The following is a 25238-nucleotide window of genomic DNA, read 5'->3' as shown; positions in this document are numbered from 1 at the left end:
CAACAGTTATGGGCATATAGCTCTCCGTATCGCTAATAGGCCGTCTTGTCCGAAAGATGCCTATTTTGTCGGGGAGTGGAGGCATCGACGATGCGGAACGGCCGAACCATACTCGTCAGTACGTTCACGGCTACACTGCTGCTGACCGCAGGCTGCACCTCGGGTGGCTCGAACCCACCACCGCCCGCCGGCCCGCAGGAGCGGGCCCTCGCAGCCAAGCTGTCGATCACCCCGGCGAACGGCACGAAGAAGGTGCCCCCGGACGCCGGGGTCAGCGTCAAGGCCACCAACGGCAAGGTCACCAAGCTGACCGTCGCCGACGCCAAGGGGCATGAGGTACGCGGAACTCTTGGTGCGAACGGGACGTGGCACCCCACGTGGCCGCTGCAGCCCTCGACCGCGTACACGGTGAGCGCGCAGGCGACCGGCACGGACGGCAAGCCCGTCACCGCGCGGGCCACGTTCACCACGCTCAAGCCGAAGCGAGTGCTGGAGAGCGGCATGTCCCCGCTGGACGGCGAGAAGGTCGGCGTCGGCATGCCCGTCCAGCTCCTTCTGTCGCGCCCCGTGACCGCCAGGAGCGACCGGGCCGCGGTCGAGAAGTCGCTCGAGGTACGGATGTCGAAGCCGGTCGAGGGCGCGTGGAGCTGGGTGAGCGACCGCGAGGTCCAGTTCAGGCCGCGCGAGTACTGGCCGGTCGGCGAGAAGGTCACGGTGGTCGCGCACCTGGCCGGACTGCGGGCGGGCCGGGACCTGTGGGGCACCAGGGACCGCAGCCTGACGTTCACCGTCGGCGACGAGCACATCACCAAGATCCGCAATGCCACCCACCGGGCGGTCGTGCGGGAGAACGGCAAGGTCGTCAAGGCCATCCCGGTCAGCCTGGGCAAGAAGGGCGACGAGAGCTGGTCCGGCGTCATGATCGCCCAGGAGAAGGCCGCGTCGACCCTCATGGACTCGGCCACCATCGGCAGGCCCGGCGAGTACTACGCCCATACCAAGTGGAATGTCCGGATGACCTACAGCGGCATGTTCTTCCATGCCGCCCCCTGGTCGACCGGCGCGCAGGGCAACAGCAACGTCAGCCACGGCTGCGTGAACGCCAGCATGGCCAACGCCCGCTGGTTCTACAACTTCACGCAGCGGGGAGACATCATCGAGGTCACGGGGACGTCGCGGAAGCTCGAGTTCGGCAACGGGCCGACGCCGTGGGCGAAGTCATGGGATGACTGGCTCGCGGACAGCGCCCTCGGCAAGTCGATCAACGCCTAGAGTTAGCCGCTGGTGGTGAGCACTCCCGACGCCTGGCCGCCATGAGTCTTAAGGCCAGACCGTGCCAGGTGTGTCCACCTCTCACACTTCCCACATTGGGTGCGACTCTTCCAGAGAGCTCATCTGCCCCGTTCAAGCGCCGTCTATGGAAGGCGAATTGACGGTGTCCGTCTGTGCGGGCAGGATCTCGACTCGGTAGTTCATCCAGAGGATCTGAGGGACCTGGCCCTGTGACGGTCCGGCAACCTCCCCAGCGGGCAATCCGCGGGAAAGGTGCCAATGCCAGGAACGATGAGGGAGAGCTGATGAGCGTGCGGCTTGATGTTCCTGTCCTTTCCGGCGATCTGGTGCGGTTGGAGCCGCTGGCGATGCGGCACGCGGCGGATCTCGCGGAGGCGGCCGAGGAGGATCGGTCGTCCTACGATTTCACGCTGGTGCCTCGCGCTCGCGAGATACCGGACTACCTGGCGGCCCAGCTCGCCCGCGACGGGCTGACCCCATTCGCGCAGGTTCGGCTCACCGACGGCAAGGCGGTGGGATGCACCGGCCTGTGGGATCCTCGCAGGTGGCCGGACCGGCCGGACCTGCGCGCGATCGAGATCGGCTTCACCTGGCTGGCCGCCTCGGCACAGGGCACCGGGATCAATGCCGAGGCGAAGCTGTTGCTGCTGTCTTACGCGTTCGACGTGCTCGGCGTCGCCCGCGTCGACCTGAAGACCGACGCCCGCAACCATCGCTGCCGCCGGGCCTTGGAACGACTCGGCATCCCCTTCGAGGGCGTGCTGCGCGCCTGGTCCATGTCATGGGCGCACGGCGAGGAGGGCAAGGTCCGCGACTCGGCCATGTTCGCAGTGGTCGCCACCGAATGGCCTACCGTCAAACAGGTACTGCAAGCCCGCCTCACCGCCGTGAGCTCCCGTTCGCCGGCCCTCTGAGATGGGTGCGGTGAGGCGCCCCTGAGCACCTGAACACGACCTGTCAGTAAGTTCGGCCCCACCAGCCTGGCCACCCGGTGGCGGGGCTCGACCCGTGCCTGACCCATCACGCCGCCTTGTCACGGGGTCCGGAGTGGACCCCGCGACACGAGGTTGACATCCCATCAAGCAGCGTCGAGCGCTGCGGTGATCTTGCGGGTCATCTCGGCCAGGGTGGGGCTGGGCCGGCCCTGGTGGGTACGGGCGGCTGCTTCGAGGGCGACGCTGACGGTGCTGCGGAAGTTGTCGGCCTCGGCCGGATCCTGCTGCTTGAGCAGGCTCATGGATGCGGTCAGGGCCGGCAGCACCAGGTCGGCCAGGTCGGCGACGGACTTGCCGTACTTCACTCCCTTGGGCGCCTTGGTGAGCACGTGCCCGACCAGGCCGGTCGCGGAGGTCAGGGCGATGGAGCCTTCGGCGGCGACCTTGTGGGCCGAGCCGGCGGCACCAGCGGCGGACATCAGGGAGACGGCACCCCACGCGGCGGTCCGCAGGGTGAGCTTGTCCTGGTCGGAAAGGGTGATGGACATGGTGGCGTACTCCCTTGGCTCTGTTATGAAATGGGCTTCCACGAGAGGCGGGGGCGAGCTGGGCGTGCCCCGGTTCGCGCTCTGTGCATTCACTGTCGCCGACCGCTCTGATACCGGGCGGTTGGCGTGCTGACACGGCGGCTGACACCGGCACAGCATCCGACCCGATCGCCCCCGGGACACTGCCTGCCGCGCTCCTACGGGCGCAAGAAGGCCCAGACCGCGGAACGGCTCAAGGCTAGGAACAGGTGGACCGATCATGATCTGGCCTTCACCACGAAGCTTGGCGGCCCCGATCGAGCGCACGGAGGACCGAAATCAGCGGAAGTCCATCCTCAAGCAGGCCGTCGTACGGGACGCCCATGCCAACACTGCCCTCCTCATCGAGCAAGGCGTTCAGGAAATCCTCGGCCACATCCGTGTGACCACCACCGGGCGCGCCACACCCTCCAGATGAAAGACGCCCTCTGGGGTCTCCCTGATCAGTGGCGGTCAAGGTCCTCGATCGCCAGCACGACGGCTGTGATGAGAAACCCCAGCCCCACGCCCACCAGCGCGATCACCGCTGTGGTCGCATCGCCCCCTGTTCCGGTGAGAACGACCCAGCCGGCCACAACGAGGAACAACCAGCCGAGAAGGACGAGACTACGAGCACCACTACGGCGAGTTCCGCTGCTGCGCTTCAACGACCATCCTTCGGTTGGGTGAGGCTACGGATGATGTTCCATGCATCTTCGCTCAGGAAAGATCCAATGCATGCGCCCTTCCAGGAACACGGGGCGAGCAGCTCTCGGTGACGGTGGTGTTGCTGTGGGCCGACCAGACCGAGATGACCTATGAGGCGTGCCCGAGCCGGAGAGCAGCGAGACGAAGCTGCGCCATATCTCGCCGAGTGTCTGCAACCCGCTGCCCATAGAAGATCGAAAAAGGCCCTCTCCCCAACTACGGGAGAGGGCCTTTCACCTGCGGAGGATCGGGGATTTGAACCCCGGATGGGCGGTAAACCCAAACCGCATTAGCAGCTCTGGGCGTGGCCGTTCAGGACAGTTCCCCCTGGACCAATGCCACCACGCGGTCTTCCCCGAACGAGCTGAAACCACCGTGAACTGCAACCCAAACTGCAACCCCAGCCTGTCTGAGCAGCAGGCAGTCGCCGTTCAGTACCTGTGTTTCGCCGACTCCTGCTCGCCGATCTCTCGTCAGCCACTATCCCTGGTGGAGCGCAGCGGTCGTCGGGAATCGAACCCGCGCTGTCGCCGGACGCGCCAATCAGCAACGTCAACTGCGCCCGTCAACGGGCAACATGCGGTCGGCGCCGCCTCGATTACAGCACCCGCCTGCCCTCACCTCCATCTGATCTCCACCAACACGCAGCACGGCGAGCCAGATCTTTTCGGCAGTCACTTAATCCGGAATTCGGATGTTCAGTGACATGTATTGCGGAAATTGACTACATCGCTGTGCTGCCTGCTCGCCTGGCGTAGAGTTGAGCAGTTCATACCGGCCTCACTGGAGGCACCATCGCGAAGGACGGTTCAGTTGTGAGCCAGTCGAACGATTTCTTCATTACATATAACGGGAAGGATGAGGACTGGGCGACGTGGATCGCCGCGACGCTTGAGGCCGCCGGATACACAACGACTATTCAGGTATGGGATTTCCGCCCCGGGGACAACTTTATGGCAGCGATGGATCAAGCCTTGGCAACCTGCAGACGCACTCTTGGCGTACTCTCGTCCCACTATCTCACCTCTCTCTTCACCCGAGCGGAGTGGACAGCGGCCTATCGCCAGACATTGCTCGGGGAAACGCGCCGGTTCATTCCGATCAGGGTTGGCGAATGCGACGTGGCGCCGCTGCTCGGTCCGTTGGTCTACGTCGACCTGGTAGGCGCAGAGGAGAACGAGGCTCGCCATCGACTGCTAACCGGAGTCGCCGACTCAGCGAACCGGTCCCCGCGGGATCCCCGATTCCCAGGCACTACCAACCGTTGATCCCCCGTAGAAGCAGGCCAGGCGGCGGAGCACAGGAGATTCTTTGTCTGATACCGGATACACCAGACAATTTTTCATCAGTCATGCGGACGCCGACGTGCAGTGGGCGGAGTGGATCGCGTTCGAACTGGAAAACGCTGGCTACGGAGTAATCCTCAAGGCGTGGGATTTCCGGCCTGGGCATAACCTTCTCGACAAGATCGATGAGGCACTATCCGTCTGCCACCACACCCTCCACGTCATCTCCGCCAGGCATGACGCCGAGGTGGCCGCCCGCACCGCCGCTCAGTACCAAGGACTTCAGGGCAAAGAACGAGCCCTGATTCCCGTCCGGGTGGACGAGGCCGAAGACGATATTCCGCCATCGATAGGGGCACTCGTACCGATCGACCTCCGCAGCGTGGACGAGGATGAGGCCCGGCGCCGCCTGCTGGCCGCGGTGGAGGAGCGCGCGGAGCGGGTCCCACGAGCCGGCTTCCCTAACCGGCCCGCGAAGCAAGTTCGGTTCCCCGGGGCCGAGCAGGAGATCTGCCAACTTCGCGGACACCTCCCGGACCCTCGTTTTATTGGACGCGACGACATGATGGCGGATCTGTATCGCGCCCTACGAGCGGACCGACCGACCTCCGCTATCCAGGCGATCACCGGCCTGGGTGGGCTGGGCAAGACCCAGGTTGCCGTCGAATACGCTCTCCGACACGGCGGTGCGTACGACTTGGTGTGGTGGGTACGGGCCGAGGATCCGACCACATTGCGAGGAGACTACGCCGAGCTCGCCACTGAGTTGGATCTGCCGTTCGAAAAGGATGACCAGGCGATAGCAGCGCTTCGTCAGGCACTACGTCGCCGGAAAAACTGGCTGCTGATCTTCGACAACGCCGAGGACCCTGATGAGGTCTTGCCGCTGCTTCCAGAGAGACACACAGGACATGTGCTCATCACCTCCCGACGGTCGGAATGGCCCCATGCGGAACCCCGGAACCTGGATGTTCTCCCCGTCCCCGCCGCAGTGGAATATCTGCGGCAATGGGGAGGTATAGCCAGCACTAACACGGCAAGGGAATTGGCGGTAGCCCTGGGGTGCCTGCCTCTGGCGCTTGCACAGGCGGCGAGCGTCATCGCGGACGGAATGGCCGCCACCGACTACCTCAACCAACTCCACAAGCAGTCGCCAGAACTGTTCGTGCAGGGACGAACCGGAAACCATCAGGCGACCATCGCCTCCACATGGCGAGTATCCTTCGACCGCCTAGCCGACCAGTCCCCGGCCGCCGTGGCCCTGTTCCGCCTGGCCGCGTTCCTCGGGGCCGAGGCGATCCCACTGGACCGGATCGTTCCGGTATCGGGCTTGCCTGCCGAGTTGACCGAGGCGCTGGCGAACCCGTTCCTCCGTACTAGGGCCACTCAGGCCCTCCGGGAGTACTCCCTGGCAAAGACCGGTGACGGCCTCATGTCGATCCATCGAATGGTGCAAGCCGTCACCCGGTCCGAACTCGCTGCGGAAGAGCCCCGCTGGGCAGGATATGCGCTCGCGACAATGAGCACCGCGTTTCCCCATGAGGTACAGGATCCCCCGTCTTGGCCAACCTGCGAAACTATGCTCGCCCACGCTCTCGCAAGCGCACAACATACTCGACGGCTCCGCGTCGACATCACGGGAACGATCGACCTGCTGGACCGGGTCGCGCGATATCTCCTGGCCCGGGGACGGTCGGACCAGGCGACTGCGGTCGTCGAGGACGCTCTGACGTCGGCCAGGCAGCTTCCCGCTGACGCCCCCGAGTATCTCCGCTGCCGCAACACCCAGGGGCTGATCCTGCTGAGTCAAGGCGACCATCACGGGGCGCTGCAAGCGCAAGAGGAGGTCTACCAGGTTAGAATGCGGAAGCTCGGGGAGGACCATGTAGACACGCTGCGCGCTGGCCGAGATTTCGTTGAGGCCCTTTATATACGAGGTCAATGGACGCAGGCCACTCAATTGCAAAATCAGCTCGTCGAGGCATTCACCGCGGTCCTTGGTGCTGAGGACCTCGAGACGGTCACGGCTTCGGCCTACCAGGCAACTCTCCTCCATAGCGCCGGACAGTACCGACGAACTCGCATCCTAGAGGAGCGGGTACTGAAAACACGTCGCCGATTCCTCGGCGACGAACACCCGGACACCCTCAACGCGATCGCCAACCTCGCCACCACTCTCCACTCGCAAGGCGAGTACAACCGCGCCCGCACCCTCGAAGAACAGGTCCTCGACGCCCGCCGCCGGCTCCTCGGCGACGAACACCCGCACACCCTTAACGCGATCGCTAGCCTCGCCGCCACCCTCTACGCGCAAGGCGAGTACGACCGCGCCCGCACCCTCGAAGAACAGGTACTCGACGCCCGCCGCCGGCTCCTCGGCGACGAACACCCGCGCACCCTCGACGCGATCGCCAACTTCGCCACCACCCTCTACGCACAAGGCGAGTACAACCGCGCCCGCACCCTCGAAGAACAGGTCCTCGACGCCCGCCGCCGGCTCCTCGGCGACGAACACCCGCAAACCCTGAACTCGATCGCCAACCTCGCCACCACCCTCAACTCACAAGGCGAGCACGACCGCGCCCGCACCCTCCAAGAACAGGTCCTCGACGCCCGCCGCCAGTTCCTCGGCGACGAACACCCGCACACCCTCGACACGATCGCCAACCTCGCCGCCACCCTCAACTCACAAGGCGAGCACGACCGCGCCCGCACCCTCCAAGAACAGGTCCTCGACGCCCGCCGCCGGCTCCTCGGCGACGAACACCCGCAAACCCTCGACGCGATCGCCAACCTCGCCGCCACCCTCAACGCCCAAGGCGAGCACGACCGCGCCCGCACCCTCCAAGAACAGGTCCTCGACGCCCGCCGCCGGCTCCTCGGCGACGAACACCCGCGCACCCTCAACACGATCGCCAACCTCGCCACCACCCTCAACGCACAAGGCGAAACGGCGAAAGCGCACTCCCTACTCTTCAATGCCCTCACTACCAGTCAACGGGCCTACGGCAAGAAGAACACGGTCACGTCGCAGATTGCTTGGAAGCTGGTGTCTATCCTTGACTCGCCTCATGAAGCGAGCAGGAAGAGAACAATCGTCATTGAGAACCTCTCCTGGCTATCGAAGGAGCCGCCTAACCGGCTGAGCGGAGAGCAGAAGAGCATCAAGGATCGCATAAAGCAGTTCCTTTTTGGCGGAGGCAAACCAGCCAATCGCCGCCCGTCAAAACGCAAGAAATAGCCTGTGCGCGATGGGACCAATTGTGCTGAGCTTCACGCCGTCTCGTCCACAAGCGTCCGTCTGCTCGGGAGCCCGTTGATCCCAGGCACGTCCCGCGGCTTGCGGACCAGGATCGCCTCGACCACTGCTCCTCATTGAGGGGCAACCGCGTCGAGTGGTGAAGGTTGGCCACAGGGACGAATCTGCTGTGATCACCCTGTAAACACCGCGCCCAGAACCTGAGCATCGTGCGATGCGGTACCACTTGACTCGGTGGGCCGGGGCTGAGGAACGAGGCCTCGGACCGTCGATCGCCCCCAGCAATCTACGACGTCAGCCCCGCAGTGGCGATCGTGGGGGCTGCCTCCGTGCGACGGCGCGGCAACCCGGCAGAGCCGTTCGCTCAGTACGGCGATCGCGTGTGATGCCGCCCGGCCCGGTGTCCCGCCGCCGTCCGGGACCGGCCCCCAGGCCGCACGCCCGAACGGCGGGCGGGCGGAGGGCCGGGGGTGTCCTGTCCGGCCTCGATGACGAGATCAACGCCGCTGGCATGCGGGGCAGCGTCACCGGATCCGCGGTGCCCAAGCGCACCCGCTCGACCCGGCGTCGGCAGGACGCACCCGACCTGCCCAAGCGCAAGATGACCAACACCACCCTTGGACGCACCTTCACCAGCGCCGACGGCAAGACCTACCGGCCGTCGTTGTTCGTCACGCTCACCCTGCCCAGCTACGGCAAGGTCCGTGACGGCGTCCCGATCGATCCCGACGCCTACGACTACCGGCGTGCTGCTCGGGACGCGCTCCACTTCTCCAAGCTCGTGGATCGCTTCGTGCAGAACCTGCGCCGGGTCGCGGGCTATGACGTCCAGTACTTCGCCTCGGTGGAGCCTCAGAAGCGGCTCGCTCCGCATCTGCATATGGCCATTCGGGGCACCCTGCCACGCGCGGAGATCAAGCAGATTGCCGCGGCCACGTATCACCAGGTGTGGTGGCCTCAAGCCGACGAAGTGCGCTTCGAGGGCGATCAACTGCCGGTGTGGAACGAAGAGGCTGGCTATCTCGACCCGGTCACAGGTAAGGTCCTGCCTACCTGGGACGAGGCTCTCGACGCCCTTGATGACGACGCCGAGCCGCTCCACGTGATCCGCTTCGGCGATCAGGTGGACGTGCAGGGTGTTCTCGCCGGTACTCCGGATGCTGACCAGTGCATCCGATATCTGTCCAAGTACCTGACCAAGTCCATCGGCGAGACCCTCGACGGCGGCCAGGCCCGGCGTGAGCACGCCGCGCGCATGGTCGATGCGCTGCGTTACGAGCCGTGCTCGCCGACCTGCCCGAACTGGCTGCGCTACGGCGTCCAGCCCAAGGGCGCCAAAGCCGGAATGGCTCCCGGCCGGTGCCGATCCAAGGCGCACAAGCCCGAACACCTCGGCTACGCCGGACGCCGCGTCCTGGTCTCCCGCAAGTGGTCCAACAAGACACTCGCCGAGCACAAGCAGGACCGCCGCACCTGGGTCCTGGAAGCCCTCGGCCAAGCCGACGAACCCACCGACCCACACCGCTACATCTGGAAGCCCGTCCCGGCCGGAGACGCCAATGTGCCACCACTCGCCGTACGCCTCCTGCGCACCGTAGCCGAACGCCAACGCTGGCGAACGCACATGGCCCAACTCCAAGCCCAAGCAGACGGGCAAGATCTTTCGGCAATTCGAGGGGAGGCCGCCTGATGGAGCGCCTGTTCTACCGCCCCAAGGATGCGGCAACCGTCCTCGGCATGAGCCGTACGGCCGTGTTCCGGCTCATCAAGTCGGGTGAACTCCGATCGATCAAGCACGACGGATACCGGCTGATCCCGGCAGCCGCGCTCGTGGACTACGCCCGTGCCCTTGAGGCTCAGTCGGCGGTGGAGGTGGCGTGATGACCAATCGAAAGCCGAACGGGCGCTCATCAATCTTCCTCGGCAAGGACGATCTGTGGCACGGCTGGGTCACAGTCGGCATCAAGCCGGACGGGTCACCTGATCGCCGCCACCGTAAGGGCAAGACAGAGGCGGAGGTGACGCGCAAGGTCCGCGAGCTGGAGAACCAGCGAGAGTCAGGGCGCGTGAGCAAGGCGGGCCGTGCTCCAACCGTCGCCGAATGGATGGCGGAGTTCCTCGATGTGATCTGCGAGCGCCTGGTCCTCTCCGAGAAAATGGCGCCGCGCACGCTGACGGACTACCGATCCAAGACGAGGAATTGGATCGTGCCTCTCCTCCAGCAGCGTGCTCAAGGTCCACCGGATCCTGTCCCGTGCCCTGACGATCGCCGTTCGGCGGGGTCGCATCACCCGCAACGTGGCCACATTGATTGATGCTCCCTCCGCCACCACGACAGAGATCGAACCGCTGACCGGGGAGGAGGCACGGCGCATCCTCGACGTAGCCAAGAACAAGAGAAATGGCGCCCGATGGTCGGTCGCCCTCGCACTCGGCATCCGCCAGGGCGAGGCCCTCGGACTCCGTTGGTCGTACGTCAACTTGGAGACCGGAGAGATCAGGGCGTGGTTCCAGATCCAGCGGGCGGAGTGGCAGCACGGCTGCGACGATCCACACACCTGCGGAGCGAAATGGCACCGGACAGCCTGTAGGAAAAACTGCAAGCAGCACCGGCACGAACCTGAGTGCAAGCCCGACTGCAAGAAGCGTTCCCATCGATGCTGCAAGCGACCATGCCCGAAGGACTGTACGAGTCATGCGGACAAGTGCCCGAAGCGTACGGGCGGCGGGCTCGTCTTTCGGCAACGCAAGGGCAAGAGCAGGCTCACTCTCCAGTGCCCTCCGGCGCTCCTGGCCCTCCTACGGGCGCACAAGAAGCTCCAGGCCGTAGAACGGCTGAGGGTTGGGGACAGGTGGACAGATCATGATCTGGTCTTCACGACGAAGCTCGGCGGCCCGATCGAGCGTACGGAGGACTGGAAGCAGTGGAAGTCCATCCTCAAGCAGGCCGGCGTCCGGGACGCAAGGGTTCACGATGCGAGGCACACCGCGGCGACCCTGTTGATAGAGCAAGGCGTCCACATCCGCGTCGTCCAAGAGATCCTCGGCCACACCCGGGTCACCACCACAGAGCGCTACACCCACGTGGCAACCCTCCAGATGAAGGACGCCAGTGAGCGCATGGGCGCCGCCCTCTGGGGATCGCCCTGAGGCCAACTGCAACCCAAACTGCAACCCTGACGCCCACAGAGATCAAAAGGCCCTCTCCCCGTACTCGGGAAGAGGGCCTCTCACCTGCGGAGGATCGGGGATTTGAACCCCGGATGGGCGGTAAACCCAAACCGCATTAGCAGTGCGGCGCCATAGACCTGACTAGGCGAATCCTCCTGGAAGCCTTCGCGGCTCAGGACAGCGTACCGGCCTTCTGGCGAGGCGGCAAAGTGATTGATCCCCATCCTTCGCCAAGAGTTATCAACAGCCTGTGGGTAACTGCCTGTGGATGAAGCCCGCCCAGAGCGTGGACGGGCTTCGGGGCTGTGGATAACCGGGTTACGCGGCCGGGTTGGCCTCGCCCTCGATCTCAATCTTTACCTTCTTGCCCACCAGGACGCCGCCGGTCTCCAGGGCCTGGTTCCAGGTCAGGCCGAACTCCTCGCGGTCGAACTCCGTGGTGATCGAGAAGCCCCAGACCGGAGCGCCCCACGGGTTGGTGCCGGCGCCGCCGTACTCGACCGTGAGCTCGACCTCCTTGGTGACGTCGCGGACGGTCAGGTCACCGGCGACGGTGAACTCGTCGCCCGAGTGGCCGACCACGCGGGTGCTCCTGAAGGTGATCGCCGGGAACTTCTCCGTGGCCAGGAAGTCGTCGCTGCGCAGGTGGCCGTCGCGGTCGGCGACACCGGTGTCGATGCTGTCGGCCTGGATCGTGAGCTCGGCGGTCGAGTCGAGCGGGTTCTCGGCGATCGTGACCGAGCCGCTGAAGGAGCCGAAGTGGCCACGGACCTTGCTGACCATCATGTGCTTGACCACGAAACCGATGCGGGTGTGAGCCACGTCCAAGTTGTAGGTGCCGGCGGCGGGGATGGTCAGGGACTCCCAGGTGCGGGTGGTGGTCATCGGGGTTCTCCTCGGTTGGGGTTCGTTGCTGTGCGGATGTCTGCGGCAACAAATTTCTACACGAGGAATATTCCGCGCGTCAACTATCGTCGGTTACGCTATGAGGGTGATGAACTTTGACGACCACCGGCTGACGGCCGTTGGGCTTCTGACGGAGGTGCATGGGGGGCTGCTGGCCAGACTTCAGCCTGTGCTCGGCGGTGCGGGGTTGTCGGAGATCGATTTCGAGACCGTACTCCGGCTGGGCCGCTCCCCGGGACAGCGGCTGCGGATGAGCGATCTGGCCGCGCAGACCGAGCTGTCGACGAGCGGGGTGACCAGGGTCGTCGACCGGCTGGAGCGGGAAGGGCTGGTGACCCGGGAGGCGTGTCCCAGCGACCGCAGAGCCTCCTACGCCGTACTCACCGAGACCGGGCGGGCGCGGCTGGAGTCCGTGCTGCCGCAGCACGTGCAGGACATCGACGACTGGTTCACCGGGCTGCTGGGCGCGGAGGAGCTGGAGACGTTCCTGGCCACGCTGCGGAAGATCAGGGACGTGGTACGGCCCTGCGCCACCGCAGGGGCAAGTGGGGCGACTGGGGCTCAGGCCGCGGCAGCGTGCGCGGAGATGGCCGCACACCAGCCGGAAGAAGCCGCAGCCCCGGGGCGAGCCGCCATGAGCGTGCAAGCCGAAGCCCCATGAGGCCGAGGTCGTAGATCCAAGGTCATGAGCCGTGCCCGTGCGATGGAAGGCCCAGCGCGTTCCTGAGCTTGGCCATCGCGCGCGACACCGTGCTCTTTACCGTCCCCACACTGATCCCCAGCGTCCTGGCGATCTCCGGCTCGGTCATGTCCTCGTAATACCGCAGCACGATCGCCGCCCGCATCCGCTCCGGCAGCTCCTCCAAGGCCTGTTCCAGCTGCTCGTGCACGTCCCCGTGCGGCTCCTCGGAGGTGCAGCACACCTCGGGCAGATCGTCCGAGGGATACTCCTCCAGCCTGCGCCGCCGCCACTGCGAGATGTTGATGTTCACCATGGCCCGCCGCACGTACCCGTCGAGCGCCCCCCGGTCCTCGATGCGGTCCCAGGCCAGGTACGTCTTGGTCAGCGCGTTCTGCAGCAGATCCTCCGCGTCCAGCGGGTGTCCGGTGAGCTGGTGGGCCGCGCGCAGCAGAGCAGGACCGCGCGCCCTCACGTACTCGCGGAACTCGTCTTCCCAACCGGTGGTCTGCATCGTGGCCAGAATCGCAGCCTGATGCTCTATTGAGCCTGAACCAGAATTCAGGTTTCGGCCCGCCGACGATAAAGGTAGGTCAAGGTCGGTGGCGGTTTGTTCGACGCCGGGTGTCATCTCACTTCCCCGGGGATGCGTATTTTGATCCCGTCTGCGCCGCTACGGTGTGAGCTACGCCCAAGTCGTGTGAATCTAGTACCGACGAGGGAGGGGCCGATGGGGTATCCGAGCGTTGAGCGCCGTCGGGTGCTCGCCGCGGCCGCGCTCGGTCGCGAATACGGCGTTCCCGGTCCTGACCCGGACAATGGGGAGCCTTTACGCGCCGTCGCCGGCGAGATCAAGGACGTCAGCCCGCATCTGATCATCATCGAGACCCCCGACGGCGCCGAGGAGCGGCTCGTGATCGCCCCCTGGGCCACCGCCTGGCACGGGAAGGACGCCGCGCCCGCCGACCTCCCCGCGGGTTCCATGGTCGTCATGCGTACGCGTGACGGACGCGTGGTGGAGCGCATCTGGGCGGACACCACCCGCATCACCGGGACGATCCTGTCGATCAGCGGGCGCAGGGACCTGACGGTCGAGCTCGACTGCGGCCCGCACCGGGGCCACCGCACGGTCGTCATCCCCTACCGGGCGTCGGGGCGGCTGCAGGTGCGGCATCCCAAGTTCGAGCCCGGTTACCTGTTCGACGCGATCGGGATCAGGCAGAACGGGACGAGCCTGGCCATGTTGCCCGCGACCTCGCAGCCCCCCTACCCGGCCCGCGCGGTGCCCACCCCGCCGCCCGCGTACGCCGGGCTGCAGTCCCGCATCTCGGGCCCCGCCACCTGGTCGGACACGTTCGACGAGGAAGAGCGCGGCGCCGCGTACCCGATGCTGGAGCGCTCCGACACCGGCTGCCCCGACGCCGGCGTGTCGTGCACCGGGCTGCCGTACCTCGCCGTCGGGTCGCTGCTCCAGGTCAGGAACCTGTGCTCGCAGCGGAACGCCAACGTTCCCGTGGTGGCGTGCGGGTGCGTGGCGGGGCGCTTCTGCGACCGCTGCGTCGAGTGCGACACGTCGCCGCGCGGGCGGGTGGTGGAGCTGTCGCCGTTCTCCTACGTGGAGCTCGGCGGCGACCTGGTCAAAGGCTGTTTCAACGCTCAGATCGGATTGGGGTGACGGCACGTGTTCGAATCGCAGCTGCCGCTTCTGATCGCGCTGCTCCTCTTGGGCATGGTGGCCAAGTTGATCACCGTGCGCACGGGAGGCGAACCCGGCTCGCTGTCCAGGCTGGGGCCCGCGGTCCTGGTGCCGGGGCGGATGCAGGCCGTCGCGCTGCTGGTCTGCGCGGCGGGTGAGCTGTTCCTGGCCGTGGGGCTGCTGGTCACGACGCATCCGTTCTTCCGGTGGGGTACGGTCGCGTTCTTCGCGCTGTCCACGTACGTACTGCTGGAGCTGCGCAGACGCCGGCCGGACGCGGGCTGCGGCTGCTTCGGCGAGGTGAGCTCGGCGCCGGTCGGACTGCGTTCGGTCGGCCGGACGGTCGCGCTGACCGGGATGGCCGGGTTGTCGGTGTGGGCGCCGGCGCCGGGGTGGGCGGCCGTGGTCCACCCGCAGTGGCTGACGGTCGCGGGCGTGGCCGTGCTCGCGCTCCTCTCCCCGGAGATCGAGGAGCTGATCGACCGCGTACGGTTCCGCGCCCCCTGCGAGCAGCGCCGCGGCCCTGCCGAGTCGGTCACGCTGACCAGGCTCAGGTCGAGCGGCACCTGGCGGGCCCACGCGGGCGAGCTGACCTCGGCCGAGCCGTACGACAGCTGGCGCGAGCTGTGCTGGCGCTTCTACGCCTTCCGCAACCACGAAGCGGACGACGTGGTCTTCGCCGTCTACCTCAGCGGTCGGCGCCCGGCGGTGCGGATGGCCGTGGTCAGCGCGGCGGGCAACGGGACTCTGCCGGAATATACGCCAGTATCGGCCTGACGCTAGAAAGCGTTAGATTCCGCTCGACAGGCATGGCGATATAACTCTATTGGGCTGTCTAGCTTCCCCACTAGACAGCCCAATAGAGGTCTAGGGGCGCCGCTCAGATCGGCTGAGCGCGCAGGAACTTCCCGAAGTGCGGCACCGTGAACGCGATCAGGCCGCGCTCGGCGCTGTAGATGAGCCCTTTCTTGATGAGGCTGTCACGGGCGGGTGAGAGGCTGGACGGCTTTCGCCCGAGGGCGTCGGCCACCTCCGCGGTGGCGACCGGCTCGTCGCCGATCTGCGCCATGGCGTGCATGTAGTCGCGTTCGGCCGGGGTGGCCCGCTCGTAGCGGCTGCCGAAGAACCCGACCGCGAGCTCCTCCTCGGCCTCCGGCGCGGAGACCTTGACGTCTTCGATGGTGATCGGGCTGCGCGGCGCCAGGTCCCAGGCGACCTTGCCGTACGCCTGCACGAAGTAGGGATAGCCGTCGGCCGCCTCGTAGAGGGCGTCGAGGGCCTCCTGGGTGAACTCCACCTCTTCCTCCCGCGCCGGCAGGATCAGCGCCATATCGGCCGCCTCGCGGTCGAGCTTGTCGATACGCGCGTAGCGGAAGAGCCGCTCGGAGTAGCTCTTGCTTGCCGACAGCACGCTCGGCAGGTGCGGCAGCCCGGCTCCCACCACGATCAGTGGCCCGCCCGTCTGGGACAGCTCGTGGCAGGCGGCGCAGAGCGCGGAGACGTCGGCGGCCGGGACGTCCTGCATCTCGTCGATGAAGAGCGCGATGCCCACGGCCAGGTCGGTGGCCACGCTCGCGGCGTCGACGAACAGCTCGGTGAGGTCGATCTCCAGGTCGCCGGAGTCGGCGCGCCCGCGGCTGGCAGGCACCTCGATGCCGGGCGACCAGTGGGAGGTGCCCTTGGCCGCCGCCGGATCGCGCATCGCGAACGCCTTGAGCACGCCGAGGAACTCCTCGATGCGCTCGGGGGCGCGATGGCGCGGCGCCAGCTCCCGGATGGCCATGTGCAGCGCGGCCGCCACGGGGCGCCGGATCGACTGGTCGGGCCGGGCCTCGATCTTGCCCGTGCCCCACAGCCGCTGCATGGCCATGGACTTGAACGTGTTGAGCAGGACGGTCTTACCGACCCCGCGCAGGCCGGTGACGACCATGCTGCGCTCGGGACGGCCGCGGGCCACCCGCTCCAGCACGACCTCGAACTGCTGCAGCTCTCGGTCGCGCCCGGCGAGCTCCGGCGGACGCTGGCCGGCTCCGGGGGCGTAGGGGTTTCGCACAGGGTCCACGCTCTCGGACTTTATTGCCGGATATAGCGGCCGTCTTAGATTTGGGAAGAAAGTGCTACGGCGTGTCCGAGCAGGGGCGGTCGCGAGCACCGTCATCGGACACACCCCCTCTCACCAGGCCGAACCCTTGTTCGATTGCGGTACACAGAACTGTAGCGCGGACTCGAACACCTATGCGATGGTTTCGAGTAAAGATCTTCGCAACAGGTCGCGGCGACGCCGAACTTGGCACCCGTCCCGCCTGCGCAATAGCGTTCGGATCCATGCGGACCTTCGCGAATGTTCAGGAGCTCAAGGCGGCCGTCGGCGAGAAGTTCGGCCCGACCGAGTGGCGCACCGTCACCCAGGACCAGGTCAACCTCTTCGCCGACGCCACCGACGACCACCAGTGGATCCACGTCGACGTGGAGCGGGCCAAGGAGGGGCCGTTCGGGGCCACGATCGCCCACGGCTACCTGAGCCTGTCGCTGCTGCCGTCGTTCATGTTCTCGATGGTCAAGGTCGAGGGCATCGCCATGGGCGTCAACTACGGCCTCAACAAGGTCCGCTTCCCCCGGCCGATCCTGGTCGGCGCGCGGATCAGGGCCGTGGGCGAGCTGACGGACGTGAAGGGCACACCGGCCGGCTACCTGTCCAACCTGAAGATGACGATCGAGATCGAGGGCGAGAAGCGGCCCGCCTGCATCGCCGAGACGCTGAGCCTGTACGTTCCCGCCGAGTAGGTTTGCAACAGAAGCGCGTCCCGTGTGATCCCTGGGTTCGTGGAGGATTTCGACGAGTTCGTCCGAGCCCGGGGCGACGCGCTGCTCCGGTACGGCTTCGTGCTGGCCGGAAATTCCGAGGACGCGGCCCGCTCGCCGGTGGGCCGGTGAATTTCTGGATCATGCCCCGAGCGGGCGGGGCGGCCAGGCGCGTCGGCGAGATCGCGCAGGATGTCGAGTCGTTCGGGATCTCGGGAGACACCCTCGTGTGGTCGGTCAGAGGAGGAGGCGGTGTCTACCGCATGCCCGTGACCGGCGGGACGCCTCAGCGACTGCCCGGCACCGACGGGCTCCAGCTGACCTACTGGCCCTGGGCGGCGGGCCAGAACCGGATCGTCAACCTGGAGACCGGCGAGTCGGCCGAGGTCTCCCTGCCCGACGGAGTGCGGTCGATGCAGTGCCATCCGGAGTGGTGCGTCGGAGCGCAGGGGCGGCGCGCGATCGTACAGCGCGTGGACGGGTCCGAGCGGCAGGGCCTGCCTCAGCAGCTGCGGCCCGATCGGAAACGTCAGACTTGGGCTGCTGGGCGTCCGTTATGCGATCTTCAGCGTGCTGGATGAGCCGATGAAGCGGGGGGTGCCGCTGAACATCGTGTACGACTTCGCGACCGGGACGATGGCCAAGCTCGGGGAGAGGCCGTTCGCCGCGGGGGACGGCTCGGTGGGGTACGGATACTCGACTTCGCCGTCTACCGCGCCCTTCTGGTACACCGCGGCGAGGGTGCAGGACGCCAAGGAGTACATCGTTCTGAACACGGCCGCCATCCCCCGGTGACTCCCCCTACAGGGCCGCCTCGAACGGGGCGCGCGGCCGCGCCGCCACCGCCGACAGGCGCTGCCGCGAGAGCTGGGGCCAGGCCTGCACGGCGCAGAACGGCGCGCACTGGTCCTGCTCGGCCCGCGTCCCCACGTGCACGCAGCACTGCGCGAGCCGTTCCTCGATCATGGTCGAGATGTCCATGAACGGCTTGATCGTGATCCGGACCACCCGCTCCCCCAGCATCCTGCGCAGTTTCTTCCGCCTGACGGTCAGGGCGAGCAGCGTGGAGATGCCCAGGTCGCAGTTCTCGCTGATGGTCCGCCACAGGTCGCCGATCTGCGGGTGCGACAGTGACGACTGCTCCGACAGCAGGCCGAGCAGCGACTCCTGTACGGCCAGGCGCAGCTCGCGCGGCAGCTCGGTGTCGGCGATGCGGTTGGAGACCAGGCCCAGGTTCTGCTTGAGGCGGTCGTGGCCGATCAGCGCGGTGAGCGAGCGCCACCTTCTCGAGTCGTCGCGCAGGAGGTAGCCGACCGAACAGCAATGGGGGTGGGAGCAGGGCAGGGCGGTCAGGTCGCGCCAGGTCACGAGGCCGTCGGTCTGCGGGCCGAGGCGCTTGAGCACGCCGGTGTGGGTGAGCCGGTCCATGGGGTCGATGGCGCCCGACCTGCCGGACCCGAACTGGGGCTGGATCGACACGCCTCCCACGTACGGCGTGTCGAGGGCGAGGCGTACGACGTCGCCGATCTCACCGTCGTTGACGCCCAGCGCGACGGTCATGACGAGGGTCGTGAAGATCTCCCGCTCGGACAGCCTGCTCACGGCCTGGGCCTTGATGCGCGTCAGGTCGCCGCCCCGGTGGTGCTTCGAGGACTCCGCCGACGGGCCGTCGTACTGGAGGTAGACCTCCACCCGCTCCTTGTGCTCGGTGAGCAGGTCGAGGAGGGAGTCGTCCCTGGCGACGAGGACTCCGTTGGTGTTGATCAGGATGCGGGTGACGGGACGCTGTTCGAGCTCGGTGAGGAGGGTCTTGAGCTCGGGGTGGAGCGTGGGCTCGCCGCCGCTCAGCATGAGGACGTCGAGCTTGCCGTTCTCCCTTTCGAGGCGCTGGTCGACGTTCGCGAGGATGTCCTGGACGGGGACGATGCCGGTCAGGTCGGGGGAGCTGTCGGCGAAGCAGGTGGGGCAGCGGAGGTTGCAGGCTTCGGCGATGTCCTCAAGGAGAATGCAGGTGTGCTGGGTCTGCATTTCGGGGAGGCCGTGGAGGTAGGCGGAAGGGATGGGGAGGAAGTTCCCGGAAACATCGGGTACGTGCTGCTTGGTCGGAGCGGTCCACTCTTCGAGATATTTCAGGATTTCTGGGTCTTCGTCGTACAACGTCTTGATTAGGCCGTGTTCGCGGCAGCCACGCTCCAGCCAGATCCTGCCGTCGCGTTCAGCCAGATAGCCGCTCAGCCGCTCGACCTCGTCGAGGTCCTGGCCGTGGCAGTGGGGGCAGAACGCGTTGACGTACCTGTGGATGCGGTCGCCCCGCAAACCCATACCTGCACTCATGCCATGACCTTTCGCTCGAACAGGGGATCGTAGTAGCCGCGCCGCCAGCCGTACCCGAGCCTGAGGGCGAGCAGCAGCAGGCTCGGGACGAGGAACCACTGGGGCCTGGTCAGGTCGAGCCAGACCGTCTCGTTCGCCCTGGTGAACTCGACGAGGAAGCGGAAGACGGCGTACGCGGCGACGTAGATCGTGAACAGCTCGCCCGGCTGGGTGAGCCGCTTGCGCGCCCACTGGAGCGCGACGAAGGCGGCGAGCTGGAAGATGATCTCGTAGATGAACGACGGGTGCATGGCCTGCCCGGTGAGACACCCGGGGCACTCGGGAGTGGTCGGGGGCGCGTGCACTCCCCATGGCAGCTCGGTCGGCCTGCCCGGCGCCTCGGTCAGATGGCATCCGATCCGGCCGACCGCCATGCCCAGCGCGACGGCCGGGGCGAACAGATCTCCCGTCCGCTCCTTGTAGCCGATGATCTTCTTTGCCAGCAGCACGCCCACGTACGCGCCGGTCAGGCCGCCGAGGATGCTGCGGGAGCCGTACAGCCAGAGGTCCTTGAGATCCAGCGTCTCCAGCCAGCCCGCCAGCCGCATCCCGATGGCTCCCCCTACCAGCGCGCCGGCGACGGCGGTCAGCGACTGCTCGTTGAGCGCGCCCCTCCGCCGCGCCTCCCGTACGAAGACGACGGAGGCCACGAGCACGCCCAGGCCGACGAATATCTCGTGGTAGGGCATGTCAGGTGTACAGGCCGGGGTTGAGGCCCGTGCAGAAGCCGGCGGTCACGATGGACCAGAGCGCCCATCCGATCATGAGGCCGAGGCCTATGCCTTTGGTCCACGGCTTGCGGACGAACTGCAGCCCCGCGCCGGCGCCCAGGCCGATGAGGGCGAGCAAGATCGCGCCGACCGCCAGGTACGGGGTGGTGGCGCTGTCGGATGTGCCGAACGCGGCGACGAAGACGAGCAGCCCGATGACGATGTTGAAAACGCTGTAGATGGCCACGCCGGCGAACGCCAACGCGACGAACACCCCCGTAGACGTACGCCCAGCCGCCGGCGCCCCCTGAGGATAGGGCGGCTGCCCATAAGAGGGCTGACCGTACGGAGGCTGACCGTGGGGCGGTTGACCGGGGCCGCTCGGGTACGGAGGCGGCGGTCCATACGGCGGTTGCCCGGATCCGCCCCCCGGAGACGGGGGGACCCAACCGGCCTGCCCCTCGGATGACCCTTCCCCCGGAGGCGGGGTGGGCTCTCCGGGCTGCTCCGGGGGTGGGGGCGGTGGCGTGCTCACAACGCCCAGATTAAGCCTCTACGTCCCTTCCCCCGAGTAGTAAATCGCCGCCTGCACCCGGCTCTTCAGCCCCAGCTTGTTCAGCACCCGGCTGACATGCGTCTTCGTCGTGGCCTCCGCCATGTCCAGCTCTCTGGCGATTTCAGCGTTCGACAGCCCCCGCCCGATGCAGGCCAGCACCTCCCGCTCCCGAGGCGTCAAACTCCCCGGATCGGCCACCGGCTCCCTCCGCGGCGCCTGCCCGGCGAACGCCGCGATCAGCTTCCGCGTGACCCCCGGCGAGATCAGCCCATCCCCGCGCGCCACCAGCCGTACGGCCTCGACCAGCGATTCGGCATCGGTGTTCTTCAGCAGGAACCCGGCGGCCCCGGCCCGCAGCGCCCCGAAGACGTACTCGTCGAGATCGAACGTGGTCAGGATCAGCACATCGCTGACCCCCGCCAGCTCCCGCGTGGCCGAGATGCCGTCGAGCCGCGGCATCCGCACGTCCATCAGCACCACGTCCGGGCGCACCTCCCGGGCCATGGCCACGGCCTGCTCCCCGTCCGCTGCCTCGCCGACGACCTCGATGTCCTCGGCCCCGTCCAGAATCAGCACGATCCCCGCCCGGACCGCCGCGTGATCGTCGGCCACCAGCACCTTGATCGTCACCGCGCCTCGACCCCCGACTCCCTTTCCCGCGAACCAAGGCCCAGGACGGCCGCGTACGGCACCGCCTGCTCATCACCGGTGGGCAACTCAGCCGACACCCGCCACAGATCACCGTCCCTTGAAGCCCCTGCCTCGAAAGAACCACCGACCAACAAGACGCGCTCCCGCATCCCGATCAGCCCTGCCCCAGCCCCAGGCAGCCGCGCCCCGCGCCCGCCGACCGCGTTCTCGACACTCATCAGAACCCGCCCCGCCTCGTACGCGATGACGACCCGGACGGGCGAGTCCCCATGCTTGAGCGCGTTGGTGAGCGCCTCCTGCAGAATCCGATACCCAGCAAGATCAACAGGTGCGGGCAACTCCCGGGGCTCCCCCTCGACCCGCAGCTCGGCGACCAACCCGGCCCGAGTGACCCTCTCCACCAACGTCTCCGCATCGGCCAGCCGAGGCCGCATGGCCTCAGCGGGGTCGTCACCCTCCTGCCGCAGCAGCCCGATCATCGTCCGCATCTCGGCCAGCCCCTTCACGCTGTTCTCCCGTACGGACTCCATGACCTTCCGCACGGTCGCCCGATCGAGATCCTTACGCGAAAGCGCGGCGGTGGACTGGATGGCGATGGCGCTGAAATGGTTCGCGATCATGTCGTGCAGCTCGCGCGCCATCCGCGTACGCTCCGCCGCGACGGCCGCCTGCCGGTCGAGCTCGGCCAGATGAGCCACCTGCTCGGCCCGCTCCCGCTCCGCCGCCGCCCGATCCCGGTGCTCCCGCAACACCAGCGCCGTGGTGACGGGCGTCACCAGCACCAGCCCCGCCTGCACCCCCATGACAGCGAGCATCCGCCAGTCCGCGGCGAGGAACCCGGCCACGGCCCCGGCCGCCACCGCCAGCACGGCGGTGATCCCGAGCAGCCACCGAGCGAACCGAGCCGGCCCGTAGAGCGCCGCGGCATAGAGGTTGTCAGTGAAAATCAGCACCGTCGCCAGCGAAGGCCCCACGAACGCGTCGATCGTGACCGCGACGACCCCCAGCCCCAGCGAGGCGAGGGGCGCCCGCTCCCGCACCAGCACCCCGGCACAGGTGATGGCCAGCGGCACGCACAGCAGCCAGACGGGCACGCCCCGCTGGAGCGCGGCCCCACCCGCGATGAGAACCACCCCCATCGCAAAGGCCACCCCGGCCCCCACCGCCACCCGTTTCATGTCCCCATCTCACCACCCCACACGCCCTGTTCCCTCCTGCGCGGGACCCGCCTGTGGATACACCCTTCGATGTACCGCCACCCCCGGCCAACCAGCGAGATCACGGGCAAGATGGAGGGAGCGGGCCCCATGGTTGCCATATCTGGTTCGAGGTACTCCGCAGAACCCGCTATGCTTGCTTACGCAGCGAGCGGCCGTAGCTCAATGGATAGAGCATCTGACTACGGATCAGAAGGTTACGGGTTCGACTCCTGTCGGCCGCGCTCCAGCTCAAAGGCCCTTCGGCATTAGCCCGAAGGGCCTTTTTCGTGGTCATACAGCAGCGTTGTACAGCAACGCCCCCGAGGTTAACCGTCTGATTCGGTAGTCAGACGCTTATTCAACAGGGTCGAGCGCCCGGATCGGGTGGCTGGTGAAGGGCAGCGCCGTCGTACGGAACCCTGGGGCACATGGACGACGATGTCTATTCGGGTCACCACTGGCGTTCCCTGTACGAGGGCGTCCTTGACCACGAGGGCGACGGGCTGGGCGACATGCTGCTGCGGTGGCTGGATGAGCATCCGGGGCACGTGGCGGAAGTGCGGGAGGCAGGCCGGCCCGAAAGTCACCTGATCCCTCTGGGAGAGCCGCCCAGGAGGGGATACAGCCCGCTGGTGCGGTTGTATGCCGTGAACCGCATCCTCGACCTGCTCATCTTGAACTACCAGGATCCCCCGGACGATTCGGCAGCGAGCCCGAACGAGGTTTACCCACCGGTCGGCGTCTATCCCGCCTTCTGTGAGGCGCTGCGCGCGGACCGGATCAGCAGGCGGGGCTTCCATCCGTTCTTCCACGAGGTCGTCGAGGTGCGGCCGGTCGACGATCCCGATGAGCCACCCTCGATCATCGAGGAGCGCTGGCCCGGTTACATGATGGGATCGATGCTGCTGACGCGGGCCGGGGTGGTTGTCACCGCCGGGGCGCGGCATCTGGTTGCGGGGGTTGCCGATCGCTCCAGCCTGTATTGGACCTTCTGGCGCCGATCACGATCCACCCGCGACCTCTCGCACGGTTGGGGGAGCAACTCACAGTGGAGAACTGACTTCCGCCGCGACTACCTGGTCGACGGCCGATTGCACTACAACGTGGACGAGGCCCTGGATCCGCACAACGTGCAGTGGAGAGACGACGAGGACCTCGACCCGGCGTCGAAGATCGAGATTGTCCGGTACCGGTGCAGCACCGTCGTCGATCACGGTGATGACCTCTTCCCCTACAACGATCATCATGTCGAACCGGCCCCTGCGGACTGACCATGGGCACCCCGGGAAGGCCCGCCACCAGGGAAACCCTGGAGCGGGCCTTCGTGCTTGTCAGGACGATCCGCACGGAGCGTGATCGACGGGCTCGCTGCCCGCCGACGTCGTTGCGGGTCGCCTCGGTCATGCCGACCGCCGTCCCGAACCCGGGCCCGCCTCGCAGACGCCATCCCCGTGACCATGTCCCGACCGCTTCAGCAGCGTCTCGTCGGCCTCGGGCAGCCAGGAGTGCGGCGGCCGGGACAGCCGGCGTTCCATGCCTCGGATCTCCGTCACGGCCTGGAGCAGCGCGTCCAGACCCGGATGCCGCAGGCCCTCAGGGAAGACGAGGTTCTCCAGGGCGAGCGGCACGGGATCGACCAGCGGCCGCACCACGGCGCCCGGAATTCCGCCGACCTTCGACGTGGCCAGCACGGGCTCTCGGTGCCGTTGCAGGTAGAGGCCCATCTCGTGGGATCCGACCGGCGGCGCGTGTGGCGTGGCAAGGGTGAGCCCGAACTCCTCCGCCAGGCGCTCGCCCAGGTCGGTCCACTCGGTGGTCGCGGGGTTGCCCGCCATGGCGTCCAGCGGGAAATCGGCCAGCACGCCGAGCGGCACCGCCTCCAGCGCGGCCAGGGGATGCTCCTCGGACACCAGCACGGCGAGCGGGTCCAGCCGTACGGGCACCTGGGCCAGCCCCTTGCGCACGGAAGCGGGCAATCCGGCGAACCGGCCGAACGACACGTCGAGACGCCCCTCACGCATGGCGGCGGCCCCGGAGGCCAGCCCGCCGTGGAAGCGGGCGAGGATCTCCACTCCCGGCGCCAGTTCCCTGGCCCTGACCAGCGGCCGCGGCGGCTCGTGCCCCTGCATGTTGACGTCCACGAGCAGTGGTCCCCGAGCGCTGGAGACTTCCGCGACCAGCTCGTCATGCAGCGCGAGCAGCCGCCTGGCCCCGGACAGCAGCCGCGCTCCCGCCGGGGTCAGCTCCACGCGCCGGGTGGTCCTGGTGAACAGCGCCTGCCCGAGTTGCTCCTCCAGCCGCCGCACGTCACGGCTGAGCGCCTGCTGGGCCACGTACAGGCGGGCGGCGGCGCGGCCGAAGTGCAGCTCCTCGGCGACGGTCACGAACACCCTGAGCAGCCGGGGATGCAGGTCCACGCGGCAACATTAACAACAGATCCGCGTTAAT

General features: G+C 67.1%; 25 protein-coding genes, 2 tRNA genes, 1 pseudogene and 1 riboswitch. Of the genes and pseudogenes, 16 read left to right on the top strand and 12 right to left on the bottom strand.

What is annotated here, in order from left to right:
- Nucleotides 1-90 precede the first annotated feature (90 nt).
- Together ACWDX9_RS02925 and ACWDX9_RS02920 are read left to right on the top strand one after the other, a co-directional pair.
- Entirely contained in the window at nt 91-1272 is a 1182-nt protein-coding gene (locus ACWDX9_RS02925) for a L,D-transpeptidase (protein ID WP_449948248.1), read from the top strand.
- A 197-nt stretch (nt 1273-1469) separates the two neighbouring features.
- Nucleotides 1470-1570: riboswitch (SAM riboswitch) on the top strand.
- 7 nt (nt 1571-1577) lie between these two features.
- Nucleotides 1578-2207 carry a GNAT family N-acetyltransferase gene (locus ACWDX9_RS02920; RefSeq protein WP_449948244.1) on the top strand — a complete coding sequence of 210 codons (630 nt, stop codon included), beginning with the start codon at nt 1578-1580 and terminating at the stop codon, nt 2205-2207.
- Between the two features lie 164 nt (nt 2208-2371).
- Here ACWDX9_RS02920 and ACWDX9_RS02915 read toward each other — a convergent pair whose 3' ends face one another.
- Together ACWDX9_RS02915 and ACWDX9_RS02910 are read right to left on the bottom strand one after the other, a co-directional pair.
- Nucleotides 2372-2776, bottom strand: coding sequence for a hypothetical protein (locus ACWDX9_RS02915; protein ID WP_449948241.1), 405 nt, complete (start codon nt 2774-2776; stop codon nt 2372-2374).
- A gap of 482 nt (nt 2777-3258) precedes the next feature.
- Entirely contained in the window at nt 3259-3462 is a 204-nt protein-coding gene (locus tag ACWDX9_RS02910) for a hypothetical protein (protein WP_449948238.1), read from the bottom strand.
- An 855-nt stretch (nt 3463-4317) separates the two neighbouring features.
- Between ACWDX9_RS02910 and ACWDX9_RS02905 the strand changes: the two genes are divergently transcribed.
- The 6 genes and pseudogenes from ACWDX9_RS02905 (at nt 4318) to ACWDX9_RS02880 (ending at nt 11197) form a co-directional block, all read left to right on the top strand.
- Nucleotides 4318-4770 (top strand): toll/interleukin-1 receptor domain-containing protein, encoded by a 453-nt coding sequence (locus tag ACWDX9_RS02905; protein ID WP_449948234.1) that lies wholly within the window; start codon nt 4318-4320, stop codon nt 4768-4770.
- A 43-nt stretch (nt 4771-4813) separates the two neighbouring features.
- The gene (gene fxsT, locus ACWDX9_RS02900; RefSeq protein ID WP_449948232.1) at nt 4814-8029 is read left to right on the top strand and encodes an FxSxx-COOH system tetratricopeptide repeat protein; all 3216 of its coding nucleotides are present in this window, start codon (nt 4814-4816) and stop codon (nt 8027-8029) included.
- Nucleotides 8030-8519: 490 nt separating this feature from the next.
- A pseudogene (locus ACWDX9_RS02895) lies at nt 8520-9737 on the top strand (replication initiator); the annotation flags it as partial.
- Complete coding sequence (locus ACWDX9_RS02890) at nt 9737-9928, top strand: helix-turn-helix domain-containing protein (RefSeq protein WP_449948229.1); 192 nt, start codon at nt 9737-9739, stop codon at nt 9926-9928. The pseudogene ACWDX9_RS02895 and the gene ACWDX9_RS02890, both read left to right, overlap by 1 nt.
- Complete coding sequence (locus ACWDX9_RS02885; RefSeq protein ID WP_449948227.1) at nt 9928-10362, top strand: hypothetical protein; 435 nt, start codon at nt 9928-9930, stop codon at nt 10360-10362. The genes ACWDX9_RS02890 and ACWDX9_RS02885 overlap by 1 nt, the downstream gene beginning before the upstream one ends.
- Nucleotides 10346-11197 carry a tyrosine-type recombinase/integrase gene (locus ACWDX9_RS02880; protein ID WP_449948225.1) on the top strand — a complete coding sequence of 284 codons (852 nt, stop codon included), beginning with the start codon at nt 10346-10348 and terminating at the stop codon, nt 11195-11197. The genes ACWDX9_RS02885 and ACWDX9_RS02880 overlap by 17 nt, the downstream gene beginning before the upstream one ends.
- A gap of 87 nt (nt 11198-11284) precedes the next feature.
- Here ACWDX9_RS02880 and ACWDX9_RS02875 read toward each other — a convergent pair.
- A tRNA-Ser gene (locus tag ACWDX9_RS02875) sits at nt 11285-11374 on the bottom strand.
- Between the two features lie 162 nt (nt 11375-11536).
- Nucleotides 11537-12103: a YceI family protein gene (locus ACWDX9_RS02870; RefSeq protein ID WP_449948222.1), complete on the bottom strand. Its 567-nt coding sequence runs from the start codon at nt 12101-12103 to the stop codon at nt 11537-11539.
- Nucleotides 12104-12212: 109 nt separating this feature from the next.
- On the opposite strand from ACWDX9_RS02870, the gene ACWDX9_RS02865 reads away from it, so the two are divergent.
- The gene (locus ACWDX9_RS02865) at nt 12213-12785 is read left to right on the top strand and encodes a MarR family winged helix-turn-helix transcriptional regulator (RefSeq protein WP_449948398.1); all 573 of its coding nucleotides are present in this window, start codon (nt 12213-12215) and stop codon (nt 12783-12785) included.
- Between the two features lie 22 nt (nt 12786-12807).
- Here the strand turns inward: ACWDX9_RS02865 and ACWDX9_RS02860 are convergent, their stop codons facing one another.
- The gene (locus ACWDX9_RS02860) at nt 12808-13317 is read right to left on the bottom strand and encodes a SigE family RNA polymerase sigma factor (RefSeq protein WP_350732510.1); all 510 of its coding nucleotides are present in this window, start codon (nt 13315-13317) and stop codon (nt 12808-12810) included.
- A gap of 216 nt (nt 13318-13533) precedes the next feature.
- Here ACWDX9_RS02860 and ACWDX9_RS02855 point away from each other — a divergent pair, with 216 nt between their 5' ends.
- Nucleotides 13534-14478 carry a hypothetical protein gene (locus ACWDX9_RS02855; RefSeq protein ID WP_449948219.1) on the top strand — a complete coding sequence of 315 codons (945 nt, stop codon included), beginning with the start codon at nt 13534-13536 and terminating at the stop codon, nt 14476-14478.
- Between the two features lie 6 nt (nt 14479-14484).
- Complete coding sequence (locus tag ACWDX9_RS02850) at nt 14485-15276, top strand: MauE/DoxX family redox-associated membrane protein (protein ID WP_449948216.1); 792 nt, start codon at nt 14485-14487, stop codon at nt 15274-15276.
- Nucleotides 15277-15379: 103 nt separating this feature from the next.
- Here ACWDX9_RS02850 and ACWDX9_RS02845 read toward each other — a convergent pair whose 3' ends face one another.
- A complete protein-coding gene (locus tag ACWDX9_RS02845) occupies nt 15380-16561 on the bottom strand; it encodes an ATP-binding protein (protein WP_350732505.1) in 1182 nt (393 codons plus the stop codon).
- Between the two features lie 263 nt (nt 16562-16824).
- Between ACWDX9_RS02845 and ACWDX9_RS02840 the strand changes: the two genes are divergently transcribed.
- The 3 genes from ACWDX9_RS02840 to ACWDX9_RS02830 all read left to right on the top strand — a co-directional run bounded on the left by ACWDX9_RS02840 (nt 16825) and on the right by ACWDX9_RS02830 (nt 18096).
- Entirely contained in the window at nt 16825-17283 is a 459-nt protein-coding gene (locus ACWDX9_RS02840) for a MaoC family dehydratase (RefSeq protein WP_350732503.1), read from the top strand.
- Between the two features lie 146 nt (nt 17284-17429).
- The gene (locus tag ACWDX9_RS02835; protein ID WP_449948214.1) at nt 17430-17882 is read left to right on the top strand and encodes a hypothetical protein; all 453 of its coding nucleotides are present in this window, start codon (nt 17430-17432) and stop codon (nt 17880-17882) included.
- Nucleotides 17872-18096 (top strand): hypothetical protein, encoded by a 225-nt coding sequence (locus tag ACWDX9_RS02830; RefSeq protein WP_449948212.1) that lies wholly within the window; start codon nt 17872-17874, stop codon nt 18094-18096. Before ACWDX9_RS02835 ends, ACWDX9_RS02830 begins: the two co-directional genes overlap by 11 nt.
- A gap of 6 nt (nt 18097-18102) precedes the next feature.
- On the opposite strand, the gene ACWDX9_RS02825 is transcribed toward ACWDX9_RS02830, so the two are convergent.
- The 5 genes from ACWDX9_RS02825 to ACWDX9_RS02805 form a co-directional block, all read right to left on the bottom strand.
- Complete coding sequence (locus ACWDX9_RS02825) at nt 18103-19635, bottom strand: radical SAM protein (protein WP_449948210.1); 1533 nt, start codon at nt 19633-19635, stop codon at nt 18103-18105.
- Nucleotides 19632-20363: a prolipoprotein diacylglyceryl transferase gene (locus tag ACWDX9_RS02820; protein WP_449948207.1), complete on the bottom strand. Its 732-nt coding sequence runs from the start codon at nt 20361-20363 to the stop codon at nt 19632-19634. The genes ACWDX9_RS02825 and ACWDX9_RS02820 overlap by 4 nt, the downstream gene beginning before the upstream one ends.
- 1 nt (nt 20364) lies before the next feature.
- The gene (locus ACWDX9_RS02815; RefSeq protein ID WP_350732493.1) at nt 20365-20658 is read right to left on the bottom strand and encodes a hypothetical protein; all 294 of its coding nucleotides are present in this window, start codon (nt 20656-20658) and stop codon (nt 20365-20367) included.
- 279 nt (nt 20659-20937) lie between these two features.
- Nucleotides 20938-21570, bottom strand: a complete 633-nt coding sequence (locus ACWDX9_RS02810; protein ID WP_449948204.1) for a response regulator — start codon at nt 21568-21570, stop codon at nt 20938-20940.
- Nucleotides 21567-22769, bottom strand: a complete 1203-nt coding sequence (locus ACWDX9_RS02805) for a sensor histidine kinase (RefSeq protein ID WP_449948202.1) — start codon at nt 22767-22769, stop codon at nt 21567-21569. The genes ACWDX9_RS02810 and ACWDX9_RS02805 overlap by 4 nt, the downstream gene beginning before the upstream one ends.
- Before the next feature lie 190 nt (nt 22770-22959).
- Here ACWDX9_RS02805 and ACWDX9_RS02800 point away from each other — a divergent pair.
- Both ACWDX9_RS02800 and ACWDX9_RS02795 read left to right on the top strand, forming a co-directional pair.
- Nucleotides 22960-23032, top strand: a tRNA-Arg gene (locus tag ACWDX9_RS02800).
- A 186-nt stretch (nt 23033-23218) separates the two neighbouring features.
- On the top strand, nt 23219-24061 hold the full coding sequence (locus ACWDX9_RS02795; RefSeq protein WP_449948199.1) for a hypothetical protein: 843 nt from the start codon (nt 23219-23221) through the stop codon (nt 24059-24061).
- A gap of 129 nt (nt 24062-24190) precedes the next feature.
- On the opposite strand, the gene ACWDX9_RS02790 is transcribed toward ACWDX9_RS02795, so the two are convergent.
- Nucleotides 24191-25207 carry a LysR family transcriptional regulator gene (locus ACWDX9_RS02790; RefSeq protein ID WP_449948196.1) on the bottom strand — a complete coding sequence of 339 codons (1017 nt, stop codon included), beginning with the start codon at nt 25205-25207 and terminating at the stop codon, nt 24191-24193.
- Nucleotides 25208-25238 lie beyond the last annotated feature (31 nt).

The sequence above is a fragment of the Nonomuraea sp. NPDC003201 genome (genome assembly GCF_053590415.1).
The sequence above is the reverse complement of the archived record's forward strand: the minus strand, read 5'-3'. Positions and strand labels throughout refer to the sequence as shown.